The 16,903-nt window shown below is 57.0% G+C and carries 4 protein-coding genes and 1 other RNA gene; all 5 read right to left on the bottom strand.

Annotation, left to right across the window (positions count from 1 at the left end):
* Positions 1 to 112: 112 nt before the first annotated feature.
* Positions 113 to 476, bottom strand: a transfer-messenger RNA (tmRNA) gene (gene ssrA, locus WHR59_RS05835).
* Between the two features lie 72 nt (positions 477 to 548).
* The gene (locus WHR59_RS05840; protein WP_087050841.1) at positions 549 to 1,712 is read right to left on the bottom strand and encodes an HlyD family efflux transporter periplasmic adaptor subunit; all 1,164 of its coding nucleotides are present in this window, start codon (positions 1,710 to 1,712) and stop codon (positions 549 to 551) included.
* Between the two features lie 7 nt (positions 1,713 to 1,719).
* The gene (locus WHR59_RS05845) at positions 1,720 to 3,906 is read right to left on the bottom strand and encodes a type I secretion system permease/ATPase (RefSeq protein WP_075145811.1); all 2,187 of its coding nucleotides are present in this window, start codon (positions 3,904 to 3,906) and stop codon (positions 1,720 to 1,722) included.
* The gene (locus tag WHR59_RS05850) at positions 3,903 to 5,312 is read right to left on the bottom strand and encodes a TolC family outer membrane protein (RefSeq protein ID WP_338843723.1); all 1,410 of its coding nucleotides are present in this window, start codon (positions 5,310 to 5,312) and stop codon (positions 3,903 to 3,905) included. The genes WHR59_RS05845 and WHR59_RS05850 overlap by 4 nt, the downstream gene beginning before the upstream one ends.
* A 100-nt stretch (positions 5,313 to 5,412) precedes the next feature.
* Positions 5,413 to 16,653, bottom strand: a complete 11,241-nt coding sequence (locus tag WHR59_RS05855; protein ID WP_338843725.1) for a BapA/Bap/LapF family large adhesin — start codon at positions 16,651 to 16,653, stop codon at positions 5,413 to 5,415.
* Positions 16,654 to 16,903 lie beyond the last annotated feature (250 nt).

The following is a 16,903-nucleotide window of genomic DNA, read 5'->3' on the forward strand; positions in this document are numbered from 1 at the left end:
TAAGTGATAGTTCTCAGCAATTCTCACTGGACGACAATAGACGTAAAAAAGCCCGCATAGCTTGTGCTGTGCGGGCTTAGTAGACTTCATTGTACTTCAAACAACTAAAAAGTGGTGGAGCTGGCGGGAGTTGAACCCGCGTCCGAAATTCCTACATCCTCGGTACTACATGCTTAGTCAGTCTTTACATTCGCCTGGCACCTGCGGACAGACACGCCACTACCAGACTAGCCTGATTAGTTTTAACGCTTCAACCCCAGGCAGGGCCTCCACGCGATCTCTTTTGGGTTTGACCTCTCTTTGATCCCCGTCTTAAGAGCGGAAGCTAGGGAGAGAGGGCTCAGAGCAGGTTATTAAGCTGCTAAAGCGTAGTTTTCGTCGTTTGCGACTATTTTTTTGCGGCTTTTTACGAGGCCAACCGCCCCTCGGCATGCACCTTGGGTTTCGCGAATCCCGTCGAATCCAGAATCAGCCCCAATGTGTTAGAGCAAGTATAACAGACTTGTGACACGCGTGACCAGCCCCCGCAACCCCTAATCCTCAAGGATTTATCGTTCGCGCAGCGCTTCTTTTGCGCGATTAAACGGTTTGATTAAATAGTCGACGATGGTTTTTTCACCTGTTTTTATATCCACTGTGGCAATCATACCTGGTACGATGGAGAAATGGCGTCCCAGTTTGTTCTGCAAGAAGTCCTGATGGGTGCGGATAAACACGCGGTAGTAGAAGATTTCCGGTTTCACTTTGTCCTGAATGGTGTCCGGAGAGATGGTTTCGACTACGCCTTCCAGACCGCCGTAAATGGCGTAGTCATAGGCGGTTATCTTCACCAGTGCCCGCTGACCGGGGTGGATGAACGCGATATCGCGCGGCGACAGGCGGGTTTCTATCAGCAGATGGTCGTCAAGCGGCACAATCTCCATCATCTCGCCATTAGGCGGGATTACGCCGCCAATGGTGGTGACCTGGATGTTTTTCACGATACCGCGCATCGGCGCGCGAACGGTCAGACGGGTGACGGAATCCTCGCGTCCTTTCAAAATAGCCGCCAGCATGTCCACTTCGGCGTTAGCTTTTGACAGCGCTTCCCGCGCCTGCACGAAATATTGCGAGCGCAGGTCGGTGATTTTTAATCCCAGATCGCTTTTTTGTCGTTGCAGGCGCAGCACTTCTACGTGGCTGGCCGCGCCGCTTTTCTCCAGCCGTTGGGTGATGGCCAGCTCTTTATTGACCGAGACCAGCGCATCCTGCAGTTCCGCCATTGAATCCGCAAGCTGCGCGCGGCGGCTTTTATACAGGCGAGTTTCGGAGGCGATGAGATCCGGCCAGGCGCGCAGTGAATCGGGAAAGACCAGCGGCAGATCGTTAACTTCGGCATTAAGCCTTGCGCTGGAAGCCAGTGAGGCGCGATAACGGGCGGCGCTCTCCCCAACGTTGGACTCAGAGCGGGTGGGGTCGAGGCGCGCCACAATTTGATTGGCCTGCACTTTATCGCCCTCGCGAACCGTAAGCTCGGCGAGAATGCCGCCATCCAGCGACTGCAAGATCTGCTCTCGCGAGCTGGGTATTACTTTCCCGCTGCCGGTTGAGACTTCATCCAGCTTGCCGAAATATGCCCAGATACCCAGGACGGCAAACAGCAGCGTGCTGAGCAGAATAATGCGGCTGGCCCCGGAAAAACGGTGCTCGCGACGGATATCAAGGTCATCCATGGCGGCGTCATGCGGATTGGTTTTCATTTTTCCACTCCCGACCGTGAGTTGGGGCGGGTGCCCGGCTCGCATTCAACGCCTGCGCTTTCGGGGCATCCATGACCAGTTGGCCTTCTTTTAACACCACCACGCGCTCGACCAGTTCCAGGACCGGTACGCGATGGGTGGCGACAATCAGTGTGCGGTTGCCCAGCCACTGGTTCAGGCGCTGAATAAACTCCCGCTCGGTATGTTCATCCAGCGAGGCGCTGGGTTCATCGAGCAGCACGACATTGGGCGATCGCAGCAGCATTCTTGCCAGCAGGATCGACTGCCGTTGTCCACCGGACAAACCGTTGCCGCCCTCCATAATGGGATGTGCCAGCCCTTTGGCGAGTTGTTTAACGAAAGCCGCCGCGCCGCTGACCTCCAGTGCTTCGAAGATCTGCGCGTCGCTGGCGTGCGGTGCGCCGAGGGTCAGATTCTCGCGCAGGGTGCCGAAAAACAGCCGTGCGTTCTGGCTAAGAAAGCCGATGTTGCGGCGTAAATCAGCCATATCGATCTGCGCCAGACTGAGGTTGTCGAGTCGGACATCGCCCTGGATAATCTCCACTCCGCCCGCCATGGCCTGTAGCAGGGTTGATTTTCCGGCACCGTTACGCCCGAGGATCGCCACCCGTTCGCCGGGCATGACCTCCAGACGCGAGATGCGCAGTGGAACGCGCTGATCGTCGCTGTGGTAGCGAAAGTGCGCGTTTTCAAACAGATAATGACCGTGAAAAATCTCCTGATGCACCCGGTCTTCATCGTACTGCGTTTCGGTGGGAAGCTGCATGATGCTGTCTAACCCCATCTTCGCGGCCTTGACCTGTTGCCAGCGCGCCAGCACGCCGCACAGATTAGCCATCGGGGCAATCATTCTGGAACCGAGCATCGAAGCGGCCACCACAGCCCCGGTGGTCATGGTGCCTTCAATGACCATCGGCGCGCCGAACATAATGATGGCGGCGTAGACCAGGCTTTGTACCGACATACCCCAACCAATCAGCCCCTGAGTCAGCCTGCGCGTGCGCAGCCCGGACTCTCCGGTAATGCGGATGTAGCTGTTCCACTGCTGTAAAAAGCGGTTTTCCGCCTGCATCAGCTTGATGTCTTCCAGCCCCTGAACGCTTTCGACCAACACTGCGTTGCGCAGGGTGGATTCATGGGCAGCCTGGTTGGCGAGCACCGCCAGCTTCTTCTGTAATAGCAAACCGGGCAGGATCATCAGCAGGGCTGCGACGGGAGCTATCCATGCCAGCGGCGGGGCGATAAAGGCCAGCACCACGATAAACAAAAAGAAAAACGGCAGATCGACAATGGTCGACATGGTCGAAGAGGTGATCATCTCGCGAACCTGTTCCAGCTCGCGCAGTTGAGAAATGAAGCTCCCCGTCGAACGGGGAACGGCGCTGTTGCGCAGCCTCAGCGCGTGGCTGAACACGCGATCGGAAATGCGCATATCGGCGCGTTTGCCGAGCAGGTCCATTATGTGGGTACGCGCTTCGCGCAGCAAAAAGCCAAACAGCACCGCGACCAGAACGCCGGTGGAGAGAACATACAGCGTTGGATAAGACTGGGCAGGGATCACCCGGTCATAGACCTGCATGGAGAAGATAATCCCGGCGAGCGACAGAACGTTAATCAAAAAGGCGGCAATCATGACCGGCAGGTAAGGGCGGATGTCCTTTAACACCAGTTCGCGCATCCAGTCGGGCTTGAAGCGCGAAATATAGCGGTCGACCCGACTGTCCTTCAGCGCCGACAGCGGGCGCAGCGCGGTAATGCTCACGATCTCCGGCAGAAGTTCTGCAATCGTTAACCGGTTACGCTGGCCTTCTTCGGCGATGATAAAAACATCTAACGTATCTTCACCGTTGAAATGTTCTATCACCATCAGTTGGCCGTCGCGTAGCTCCGCGACTACCGGCAGACGCCACTGACCGAACGCCTGCGTGGCGGTATCCAGCGCATGAAATGATAGTCCCGCCTGACGTGCCAGTTGCGACAGGGCCGTGGCCCGGCTTTTTCCCGCAAACCATGGGGCGTTGGCCTGGATTGCGCCGGGCGAACAGGTAACGCGATAGTGATTGGCAATATGCGTCATCGCCTGTGCCCACTGGCTCAGGGCGTGTTCGCCAATCGCATCTTCCGCATGTGAATCGAGGTCGCTCATAGCTTGATCTCCACCGATTGAATACTGCGGTTATTTAAGGCGAACGCCTGGCGAAGAGAGCCCGTGTTATAGAGGCAGTTCAACTGGAGCTGGCGCAACTGGTTTTGAGTCTGGAGTTCCGCAAAACGGGCCTGATACACCTCTTGCTCGGCGTTAAGCACGTCGAGCAGCGGACGCGAGCCAAGGTCCAGATACTGCTGCTGATAAAGCTCACGCGTTTGTTCACTCAGCCGCTGCTGGCGACGCAGAATCTGCAGAGCGGTGGCGAGGCTCAACGCCTGGCTGCGGGACTCCAGTAATTTCTGCCGTACTTCGAGTCGGGTGCGCTGGATGGAGTACTGTGCAGACTCTACCGCGTGACTGGCGGCGTTGCGCCTGGCGGTGAGTCCGCCCCCCTGATACAGCGGCATCTCGACCTTTACCCACGTGGAGTACTGGGTTTTGTCGAGCACCTCATGGCTGGGGTATTTGTCGTTGAGATAGTGCTGAACCGACGGCTCAAGAGAGATAGTGGGCGTCATCTGCGCGTTGGCGTAATCGAGGTTTGCCTGCGCCACATTTGCCTGCGCCCAGGCCGCCAGCACCGCAGGAACCAGTTTATCTTCCGGTTTGACCACATCGCAGCTGCTGTCCAGTTTGGCCGGAAATTCGTTGCTGATGCCGTTAAGCGAGTTCCAGCCGAGGTAACTCATCAGAGTGGCCTTGCTGCTGTCAAGATTGGCCTGATACTGCGCCCACTGCGAACGCGCGGACTCGATGCGCGCATCGGTTTGCACCACGTCTGACAGCGAGGTTGCCCCTTCATCATTGCGTTGACGGGTCAGTCGACCAATGCCGTTTAAGGCGGTGAGTTGCTCTTCGGCGGCATCCACCATTTGCTGCCATGTCTGCACCTGGACTATCGCGTTGGCGGTTGCGTGGGCGATGGTATCAATACTGAGTAACACATTCGCCTGCTGTTGTGCGGCTCCGGCGGTCTCGGCGCGGACCTGGCTTGCCACTTTGCCGAAGTCGTACAGCATTTGTGACACCGAAATAACCAGCGCCGGGCTAAAGCCGTGGTCGGTGTAGGTATTGCTGTAACCGTTGTTCATTCCGGCAGAAACCTGCGGATAATATTTCGATTTCGCCACGTCTATCTGCTCGTTTTGCGAAAGCAGTTTGCCGATCGATTCACGAATGGAAGGATGCCAGCTCACGGCGCGACTTACCGCGTCGTTGAGCGTCAGGCTGCCGGGGGCAGCAGCGCTCAGCGGCAGATCGGCAACCGCGCCGTCCAGCGAGGGAAGCATCTGGCTGGTAGCCAGTCCTTCCGGCGTAATAATTTGCGGTTCATCTTCGGCATTCACCCGCAGGGTACAGAGCGTTAATGCCAGCAGCAGGGCAACAGGCGCGACATTTCTCATAGTTTATCCCTTACAAAATACGGCAGCGACGACTGTTATTGCCCCGGACGTCATGGCATCCGGGGCTGTAGTTATGGCGCTTTAACGCATTGCGTTAACGTCAGGGTACAATGTGATTTTGTTGCACCAGCTCATCGAGCGTGGTGTGTACGTTCTCCAGCGTTATGAGATTGGTTGAGTGATAAGTGTTGCCCGTACCGTCGCGGTCGATAGCAATCACCGTGTTGTTACCGCTGGTGGTCACGGTGAGGTAGTTGCCGAGCGTAGCGTTCTGCCCGTTCCAGCCCACCAGCAGGTCGCCGATATCGATTTTGTCGCCCTGGGCCAGCGAGAAGTTGGTCCAGGTGTCCGCTGTTCCGTTACCGCCGGTAGCGTCGTTGGCATTGAGCAGGTGATAAATCAGCGTATCGCCGTAGGCGCTGCCAGTCAGGCGATCGGCATCGACGGTACTCACCACTTGCGGATTCATATTGATGGTCAGCGTAGCGGTATCGGTATGGCCATTCTGGTCGTTAAGGGTGTAGGTAAATGTCTCTTTGGTGACGATGGTGGAGAGCGAGACATCGCTGTTGAGGGCATAGGTGTAATGACCATCAATGCCAATGGTCAGTTTGCCGTACAACCCGTTAATGATGGCGCTGGTCGTGCTGCTCAGCGGATCCAGCGTGGCGGCGCTACCGCCCGTGCCATTCACCGTTAGCAAGGTATGCACGCTGGCAATATGGTCTCCGTCATAAATATTGCCGGTGACGCTGTTCGCTGTTGAAGTCTCGAAGTTTTGCAGGTCGATTATCGTGCCTTTCACGCTGGGGGTGATGGTGATATTCCCCAGCCCCAGAGCCCCGACGCTGCCGGTATAGTCGAGGCGATAGTTGCCGGGGTGCAGTACTACCCCGCTGAGGGCAATATCGATATTGCCGCCAATCAGCAATCCGCCATTGAATGAGTTACCGGCAATCTTGACGTTGTTGCTGTCATACAGCGCCCAGGTGACGGTCAGTCCGCCCAGCGTCAGACCTGAAGCGACGTTAAAATGCAGTATGGCGTTTTGCACCGCCGTTCCCGTCGCGACTTCAATGACGCCAGTACCATTTTGTGAGGTGGGTGAAAGGAGTTGGGCGCTCCAGCTGGCGTTCCCAACGCTGTTGTCGGTAAACGACCTGGATGTATCGGCCTGGGTGGTGACCGCCATCTGGCTGCTGATGTCGTTTACGGCATCCAGCGCCTGTGGGGTTGCCGTAATGTTCAGCGATGCGCTGCCGGTATCGCCATTTGGCGCTCTGACCTTATACACGAAGCTGTCCGGCGTGTTGATACCGTCTGCGCCCAGTCCGCTTCTCAGCGTGTAGGTGTAGTTCCCTCTCGCATCGATAGTCAGCGTGCCGTACTGCCCGTTAATGGTGGTAATGCCGGTGCCGCTAACGGCGACACCATTCACTTCGGTAATAACGGTATTGGCCGGAGCCGAATCGTTGACCAGCAGGTTTCCATTGGTTGTCGCTGTCAGACTGTCGACGGCGTAGGTGTGATCCGCCTTAATATCCAGGGTGTAACCGGTCAGCAGCGTCAGACCGCCGGAGGCGTTAAGCAGGAACAGATAGTCACCGCCCGGCAGGGTGATGGTGTAGTCCGTTGAGTTACCACCTAACAGCGCCGTGACCCAGTTAGGTTTCACGCGGAACTGTTCATACTGCTGAATAGACTCGTTGAAGCGATAAACATAGAGATCAAAACCGCCCACCGTGACGCCGAGCACGCTGGCCTTGACGGTCAGCGTGCGGGTTGCGCCGTCATCTACGTTAAATTTGATCGGATTGGTTAAACCGTTAACCAGGCTGACATCCAGCACATTACCCAGTCCGACGTTGGCGAGCGTGAACCCGGTTTGCTGTGATGTGCCATGATCAACTGCGATGACCTGCGTCCCGTAAGTCAGCGCAGCTACATCGTCTGCCGCGGTTACCGTACTGGTGGTTGGAGCCTGACCGAGCGTTACCACCAGTTTTGCCGAGGAGTGATCGCTGCCATGCGTCAGCGTGTAGGTGAAACTTTCAGAACGACCATACACCGAGATTGACGTATTGGTCAGGGTATAGGTGTAGCTACCGTTCTGATTGATATGCAGAATACCGTATTTCCCTTGCACATCAATGCCGCCCGTCGGGATGTTCACAACGTTGCCGTTGCCGTCGGTGATGGCGGTGACCAGCGTGCCGGAAGGCGCGTTATCCTGCCCGTTGGCGGGATCGGTATCGGTGATGATATTCCCGGATTCCGTGGTACCACCGATGATGGTCCCTGCGCTGGCTTTTACCACTGAGACATCAAGGCTGGTGTATGCCCCGGTCGCCAGCAGGTTGGTGTTGTAGCTGACCACGCGGTAATCACCGCCAGTCAGCCCGCTGTAATTGAGCGTTACGCCCGAGGCACCCAGGGTGAGCAGGCTGGCGAAGTCTGGTTTCCCGGTATCCACCACTGTCACCCAGGCATTCAGCCCGGTGTCAAAGCGCTGGATAACGACTTCAAGCGTGTTTAGCAGTGACAGCACCACGCCGGTCGCAGCGGCATTGATTGTAATGGATCCGCTGCCGCCAGAAGCGATGCTGAAATTCACGCTTGCCGTATCGTTCCCCAGTACGTTGGCGACATTCCCCAGCGCATTGACCAACAGGAAGCCATAATCGCTTTGATGCTCGGTGCTGACGGTCACATCGGTTTGTAGCGGCAGGCTGGTGACATTGTCTTCCGCCAGCAGCGGCAATACCGGTGCGAGAGCGCTTGTCGGCGATGAAGTATTTCCCGCCGCATCGGTCGCCGTGGCGGACAGCGACTGTCCTTCAATCTGGCGAACCGGCAGGTTTACGCTGTAGACACCGCTGCTGTTGGCGATTGCCGTCACGCTGGTGCCGCCGAGCAGAGAAATGGTGACCGTGCTTCCCGCTTCGGCGACGCCGCTGACGGTACCGCCATCGGCGCTGATCAGTATTGTTGGCGCGAGCGGTGGCGTGGTGTCCACAATCACGCTGAACGAACCGGACAACCCACTTGCGCCGTTAGCGTTGGTTGCAGTGGCGGTAAACGCGTGGTTACCTTCACTGAGCGCGCCGGATGGGGTAAAGCTCCACAGCCCGTTACCGTCTGCGGTTGTGGTGCCCATTAGTACGCCGTTGTTGAACAGGCTGACGATGGCGTTAGCCTGCGCCGTTCCGCTAAGGGTTGGCAGGGTGTCATTGGTGGTTTTGCCCGTCGCGACCGGCCCCGTGATCGTGCCGACGTCATCGAACACGCTGGCAATAACAGGCGCAGGCGGTACGCCGGTAAACGGTGCCAGCACGTTACCCGCCGTGCCGATGTTGCCTGCAGCATCTTGTGCGCTAACCAGCAGCGTTTGCCCACTGATTTGCGGTGGGTTCAGCGTGAAGGTGAAATTACCGGAGGCGTTGGCGGTTGCCGTGCCGAGCACCGTTCCGCCGCTGGAGGTAATAATGACCGTGCTGTTTGGCTCGGCAACGCCGGTGAGCGCGGTGCCGTTGGCGTTTACCGCCAGCCCGGTTGGGATCCCCGGGGCAACGGTATCGACCACGATCGCGGCCGCAGACGACATGCCACTGGTATTACCCGCACTGTCCGTTGCGGTGATGGTAAAGGAATGGGTGCCTTGCGCCAGCGCGGTAGCCGGGGTGTAGTTCCAGTTGCCGCTACCATCCGCCGTCACGCTGGTGACAAAACTGCCGTTATCATAAATATCAACCCGCGCGTTGGCTTCCGTGATGCCGTTTAACGTTGGGCGCGCGTCGTTAGTTGGCTGATTGCTGCCAATCGGCCCGGTATTTGGCCCAATATCATCAATAATGCTGCTGATCGAAGGCTGCGTCGGCGCCGTGGTGTCGACCACCACGCTAAAGCCTGGCGTCGCGCCGCTGGTGTTGCCCGCCGCATCGGTGGCGGTGACGGTGAATGTGTGCGATCCATTCGCCAGCGGTGTGGTTGGGGTAAACGACCAACTGTTATTGCTTTGCACCACAGCGGTACCCAGCAGGGTGCTTCCGTCGTAGATGCTGACGGTGCTGCCTGCCTCGGCGGTGCCGTTCAGCGTCGGGCGCGCATCGTTGGTCAACTGTCCGTTGCTGAGCGCCGCATTGAACACGCCGCCTGCGATATCATCCACCACAGAGACCAGCAGTGGGACGGATGGCGCAATGGTGTCGACATTAATAGTAAACCCGCCTGAGACAGGACTCACGTTCCCGGCAGCGTCGGTGGCGATGGCGGTAAACACATGCTGGCCGTTGCCAAGTGTGGTGGTCAGATATTCCCAGGTGCCGTCTATCGTCGCAGTCACCGTTGCCAGCAGCGTGCCATTATCGTAGATGGCTACCCGGGCACCGGCTTCCGCTGAGCCGTTGAGTACGGGGCGGGTGTCGTTGGTAAAGGCTCCGTTCGACAGCGTTCCGGTTCCCGGCAACACGTCATCAAAAGCCTGGATAATCGTTGGCGCAAGCGGGGCGACGGTATCAACAACGATGTTAAATCCTGCAGACGTTGGGCTGATATTTCCGGCCGCGTCGGTGGCTGTTACCGTCAGCGCGTGGTTACCGTTGCCAAGTTGGGTTCCAGGCGTGAAGCTCCAGGCGCCCGTACCATCCGCGGAAGTAAAGCCGATTAACGATCCGTTATCGTAAATTCTCACCGTGGAATTGGCTTCCGCCGTACCGCTAAGCGTCGGAAGTGGATCGTTCGTGGCCTGACCGTTATTCAGATTACCGATCAGCGGACCGACATCATCTGCAACCTGAGTAATCACCGGTGCTGTCGGTGCCAGAGTATCGACGGTGTAGGTAAAGCCGCCAGAAGGCAGACTGGTATTGCCAGCGCTATCTGTAGCCGTGACGGTCAGAGTATGCAGGCCGTTACCTAATGCCGCGGAGGGCGTAAAACTCCAGGTTCCGCCTGCGCCGACGATGGTGGTGCCAATGGGCTGACCATCGCTTAGCACGGTAATGGTCGCGCCAATTTCACCGGTACCGCTGAGCGCCGGGCGACTTTCGTTGCTGATTTGCCCGTTGGAGATAGGCCCGGTTGTCGGCGCGGTATTGTCCTGAACGGTCAGAATTACCGGTGCCGACGGGGCAATTGAATCGACCAGAACGCTGAACGAGGCGGAGGCTCCGCTGGTGTTGCCAGCCGCGTCCGTCGCCGTCACGGTAAAGATATTTTCGCCCTGAGCCAGCGCGCTGGTAGGGGTGAAGCTCCAGCTACCGGAGCCATCGGCATTTGCGGTGCCGATGATCGTACCATTACTGCGAATAGTGACAATGGCATTGGGTTCGGTAGTGCCATTCAGCGTGGGTTGGGCATCATTGGTCAGTTGGCCGTTGGTCAGCAGAGTGCTTCCCGGTTGATCGTCGATAACTGACACAATCGTTGGCACTACTGGTGGGAGTGTGTCGACCAACAGTGAGAATGGCGCTGTTGCCGGACTGACGTTACCAGCAGCGTCCGTGACCGTGGCGGTCAACGCGTGATTGCCCTCGCCGAGCGCCGGAGAAGGCGTAAAGCTCCAGATGCCGCTTCCGTCGCTGGTGGTTGTGCCAATCACCGTGCCGTTATCGCGGATGGTGACTACGCTATTGGCTTCGGTGGTACCTGCCAGGGTTGGCGTATTATCGTTGGTTGCCTGCCCGGAAATGAGCGTGGACGTTACACCTACATCATCGGTTACTGACACAATGATCGGCGCCGAAGGCAGGCCCGTATCAACCGTAATCGGGTATGGGGCAGATGCAACTCCCTGGTTTCCGGCGGCGTCGGTGGCGCGCACGGTAAAGGTGTGAATACCGTCGCTCAGGGCATTCTGCGGGGTAAAGCTCCAGTTTCCGCTGCTGTTTACGGTCGTGGTTCCGATGGACTCGCCGCCGTCATAAACCGTAATGGTCGCCCCAATTTCGCCAGTACCACTCAACGTAGGACGCGTGTCGTTGGTGCTTTGTCCACTGCCGACATTGCCCGTCACCGGAGCCACGTCATCAGTAACGGCGGTGATGTCTGGCGCGAGCGGCGCGGTGGTATCGATGGTAATGGCATAGTTTGGCGACAGGCCGCTGGTGTCGAGTCCAACCGTTTGAGAGACCGCGTAGTTCCAGGTCGTGCCGTCCGCCAGCGCGCTGGGGATGGTGTAGCTCCAGGCACCGGTACTCGCGTCAGCCGGGACGGTGATCAGCAGGATTCCATTTTGGTAGATATTTACATCAGCGCCGGCTGTTGCCACGCCTTGTAAGGTTGGCTGCGTGTCATTGGTCGTTTTTCCGTTACCAATTTCAGTTAAACCGGAAGGAACATCGTCGATGATTTGCAGAGTCGGTGGGTGTGGAAGGCCCGAGATTGAGGCGGTAAACGATGTTTCTCCGCTTTGGTTGCCCGCCTGATCCTGAGCGATCGCGTTCAATGTTTCACCCGCCGTCTGAGCCGGTGAAATCGTGACGGTGTAAGCGCCGGTAATGCTGTCAGCAACGGCCTGGCCGAGGACCGTGGTGCCATTTCTGATGATGACGGTGCTGCCCGGTTCGGCTGTCCCGTTCACCAGCGTACCGTTATTATCTATGATGGTTACGATGGGGGCAGGTGGCGCTTGCGTATCGGTTGTTATAATTACCGGGTTGCCCGCCGGGAGGCTATTACCTGCCGCATCCTGTGCGCCAAAGGTCAGCGTATGTTGCACATTTGCAGAAAGCGGAACGTCCACGCTCCATTTACCATCGGCTCCTACCGTGATGTTTAGCGGGATGAGATTGCCATTATCATAGATTAGGATCGTACTGCCCGGAGTTCCCGTTCCGCTGACGGTGGGGGAGAGATCGTCCGTCACGCTTCCATTGCCGAGTGTACCGGTAATCACGCCGACGTTATCTGCAATATCCGTCACCTGCGGGGCGGTAAGCGGTGTCGAATTCACCGTAAACGAAATGCTGTTTGAGGTGCCGCTGGGGTTGCCTGCAGCATCGGTGGCGACTGCCGTCAGCGTGTAGGTGCCGTTGGGCAGCGCCGTCGTCGGTGTGATGCTCCACAAACCATTTACTACGGTAGTAGTGCCTATGACGGTAGTGCCGTTATACAGCGTAATGATCGAGCCGCTCTCCCCGGTTCCGCGCACGGTTGGCGTACTGTCATCGGTTGTGCCGTTTGCTGGGATATCTCCCAGAACAGTGCCTGCGTTGTCATTTGCAGCAGAGATTGTAGGTGTTGCAGGAGGCGTAATATCAATGTTCAGGGTGACGGCAGTCGACGGCTGGCTGACGTTGCCTGCCGGATCGGTTGCGGTGATGGTGACCTGATAACTGTCCGGGTTAATAGCCGTGGTCGGCGTAAAGCTCCATGTGCCGTCCGCACCAACCTTGGTGGTGCCCAGCGGCGTAGCGTTGCCATCGAGATACACCGAAATAACATCACCTGCTGTACCGGTACCGCTAAAGGTTGGCGTGGTGTCATTCGTGTTGCCATTCGTCACGACACCCGTAACCGGAGCCACATCGTCGGTAATGATGGGCGCGCCAGGCTGTGCGGGAGGCGTATTGTCTACCGTCAGGGTAAAGCTTGCCGACGGGATCCCGGTGTTGCCCGCAACGTCAGTCGCTGTGGCGGTGAATTGATGCGGTCCTTCAGGAAGCGCATTTGGCGGCGTAAATGTCCATGTACCATCAGGCTGGACGATGGTGTTACCCAACGTTGTGCCGTTATCTGCAATGGTGATGGTAGCCCCCGGCTCGCCAGTCCCCGATAGAACAGGGGTGGTACTTTTCGTACTGCCGCCGTTTGCCAGGGGGAGAGTGGCGCTGCCTATCAGTCCCTCCCCGGCGACGATAACCGGTGCGGCTGGCGGCGTGGTATCGATGGTTAACGTAAAGCTCCCGGCGTTGCTGGCGTTGCCTGCAACGTCCGTTCCGATAGCGGATAAATTGTGTAAGCCTTCGCTGAGCGGTTGGCTGAGTTGAATACTCCAGGTGCCTCCGGGTAAAACAGTCGTGCTTCCAATTGGCGTAGCCCCATCATAGATGGTGACTGTAGAACCGGCTGTTCCGGTACCTTTCAGCACTGGCAAGGTATCGTTTGAACGGCTTCCGGTAGGTAGATCGATAGGCGCATTCCCAACGTCGTCGGTCACAGCCAAAATGACAGGATCGCCTGGCGGTTGGGTATCTACGGTAACGCTGACCACTGTGGGTGAGGTGGTGACATTACCGGCGGCATCGGTTGCCGATACCGTAAACTGATGGGTGCGATCGCTGAGCACCTGATTTACCGGAACGGTATAGCTCCAGGTACCCGAGTTGTCGACAAGAATTACCGTCAACAGCTGAATGCCATCGTACAGGCTCACCAGTGAACCTGGTTCACCAGTACCCGAGATGGTTGGCGTATTGTCGTTGGTGATCCAACCGTTGTTTGCCACACTACCCGTAATGCTGCCAACATCATCGTTAACCAACGTTATCACTGGAACTGTTGGGGCAATGGTATCGACAATAATTTTCCAGCTTGCCGCGCTGCTGGCGTTATTCGCGGCGTCTGTGGCTGTCACCGTGAAGATGTGAGCGCCCTCGCCCAGCGCCGAGGCTGGCGTATAGTTCCAGTTACCGTTGATATCAGCGGTAACGGTCGTCAGCAGGGTGCCGTTATCGTAAATTTTGACCTGAGAACCTGCTTCGGCGGTGCCTTCCAGTTTAGGTTTGCTGTCGTTAGTGACGTCGCCGTTATCGAGAGGGCCCTGGTACATGGGCTGGTCATCCGTCACGGCGGTAATGATGGGCGTTCCGGGGGCTGTGATATCCGGCGCCAGCGCCGAAGTCGGCTGACTCTCATTATTGCTGCTGTCCGTTGCGGTGACGTTTACCGTTTCGCCGTTCTTTTGCGATGGCGTAATCGACACGGCGAAGTTGCCGCCGCTGTCAGCCTGGCCTACACCAATCTGATTACCGTTGCTGTCTTTGACGGTGACGGTGCTTCCCGCTTCAGCTTGTCCACTCACAGACCCGCCGTCACCGGCGACGATAACGCCAGCAGGCGCATCAGGTGCCGTGGTATCCGGTGCGGTAATCGCGCTGTTGCCGCTGGTATTGCCAGCCGCATCCGTCGCGTTGGCGACAAGATGTTCTCCGTTGGTCTGCGGCGGAAGCAGCGTGGCGGTGAAACTTCCGTTCGGACCGGCGGTTGTCGTTCCAATAATTGTGCCATCTGGGCCCAGAATATGTACCGTGCTATTGGATTCTGCGGTGCCGGTAACCTGATCGCCAGTGGGATTTATCAGCAAGTTAGCCGGCGGCTGCGGGGCCGTGATGTCTGGCGCAAGTGCAGTTTCCGGTGGGCTTGGGTTTCCGGCTGGATCGGTGGCGATAGCGGTAATGGTTTCGCCATTGGTCTGTGGCGGGTTAATGGTAATGGTAAATGCGCCATCCGTTCCGGCGACGCCGCTGCCGATCTGAACATTATTGCCGTCGGTAATAACCACGGTATTGCCCGGCTCAGTTGTCCCGGTGACGACGCTACCATCAGCGGAAACGCTGACATCGTCCGGCGCTGGCGGTGGCAGAGTGTCAATGCTGATATTAAATGCCGCCGACATACCTCCTGTCCCTGACTGGTTTGTCGCCGTGGCGCTGAAGGCGTGTGGGCCGTCAGGCAAGAGCGTAGCGGAGGTCCAGGTCCAGTTGCCGCTGGTATCGGCAAGCACGCTTACAACAAACACCCCGTTGTTATAAATATTAACCGTGCTGTTGGCATCCGCAGTACCCGAGAGCGTAGGCGTTGGGTCGTTAGTGGCCTGATTATTGTTCAATGGTCCGGTTGAAGGGGCAACATCATCCATAATGCTGACGATAACGGGTACGCCCGGGTAGCCAGAGTTGGTGGCATTGAAGGACGTGTCTGGCCCGAGGTTGCCTGCCGGGTCCTGAATCTTCGCGATCAGGGCTTCACCGTGCGTCTGTGAGGGAGAAATCGCGATCGAGAAATTACCGGTTTGATCAACGGTGGTTGAACCTAAAACCTGATTATTGCTGCCGATAATAATGACCAGGCTTCCCGCTTCCGCGCTCCCGGTCACCGTTGTACCTTCCGGATTAACGGAAGTAATGACCGCGGCGGCAGGCGGGGTAGTATCAACTGTGAATGTCGGCACGCTCGTTTCCGCGCTGACGTTACCCGCGGCGTCAGTTTGCGTCAGCGTCAGATTGTGAACGCCGTCGCTGAGCGGCGTGTCCGGTGTAAACGTCCAGTTACCATTGTCATCCACCTGAACCATGCCAATCAGAATGCCATTATCAGAAATGCTGATAAAACTACCTGCTTCGCCTGTGCCTGTGAGAGTTGGCGTGGCATCGTCGGTTATGCCGTTATTGGCGATAAGTCCGGTGATGGAACCAACATTATCGATTTCCTGCGTGACCACAGGGGCGTCGGGGGCAAGCGTATCGACAATAATCTCCCAGCTGTCCGACATGCCGCTGCTGCCCGTACCGTCTGATGCACTGACGGTAAACTGGTGGGTACCGTCTGCGAGCGGAGATGATGGCGTAAACGACCAGTTGCCGTTGGCATCGATAGTGACCTGGCCTATTTCGACGCCGTTATCAAAAATATGCAATGTGGCATTTGCGGGACCGGTGCCCTGCAGAGTGGGCGTATTATCGTTGGTGGATTCCTGCTGATTAACAGGACCAGTAATCAGCTCCTGGTTATCGATTACGCTGGTAATAACGGGTACGTCAGGCATGTTAGGGGTTGTCGTTGGCGGTGTGCCGCCATCGCCGTCGCCACTACCGTTCCCACCGTTACCTTCACCGTTGCCATTGCCATTGCCATTGCCATTGCCATTGCCGTTCCCACCACTACCGTTCCCGGCGTTATTATCACTTCCTCCACCGCCGCCACCGCCACCACCACCCGCAGCAAGGCCAATTCCGCCCGCGACCGCGATCCCGCCAAGAACCCACGGCCAGACGGCGCCGCCTTCATGGCTACCTTCGGCCGTCATCAGCGGAGTGAGATCGTCCAGATGCTGGAAATGGAATGCCCCGTCAGTATCCTGAACCCACCATAGCGCGCCATTGCTGTCTTCCAGAACAAGCTGGTTTTGCGCATCACCTTTTCCGACATAGAAGTTTTTAATGGTGATGGTTTCACCTGAGCGGAGTGTGACAACCAAGTCCTGATTAACGCGTGTCAGTTGGCTCACCTCCTCACGTGACACCGACAGTTTCACGATAGAAGGCGAACTGAGCGTAACTTCAGAGGATTCAACATTTGTGGAAACGCCAGTTAATTTTGATACAACGGCGAGTAGACGCATATGTTCACTCCTGATGGCATGCCGGGAGTATTAATCCGCAACAGCGCGTTGGGAAAATGAGCAGACAGGGGCCCGTTCATCATAAAGATGAATTTACACATGTAATTTCATTGATTAGGTCAAGCAGATGTTATTTTATTGATTAATTACGTTCGGGCCCTTTGGGTTGAATAGTTCTTTCGTATTAGATGATATAGTCAGAAAGAAAGTATTCTGCAACTTATCCATATTAAAAAAGTATTTAGTGATT

Source organism: Citrobacter europaeus, assembly GCF_037482245.1.
GTDB lineage: Bacteria > Pseudomonadota > Gammaproteobacteria > Enterobacterales > Enterobacteriaceae > Citrobacter > Citrobacter europaeus.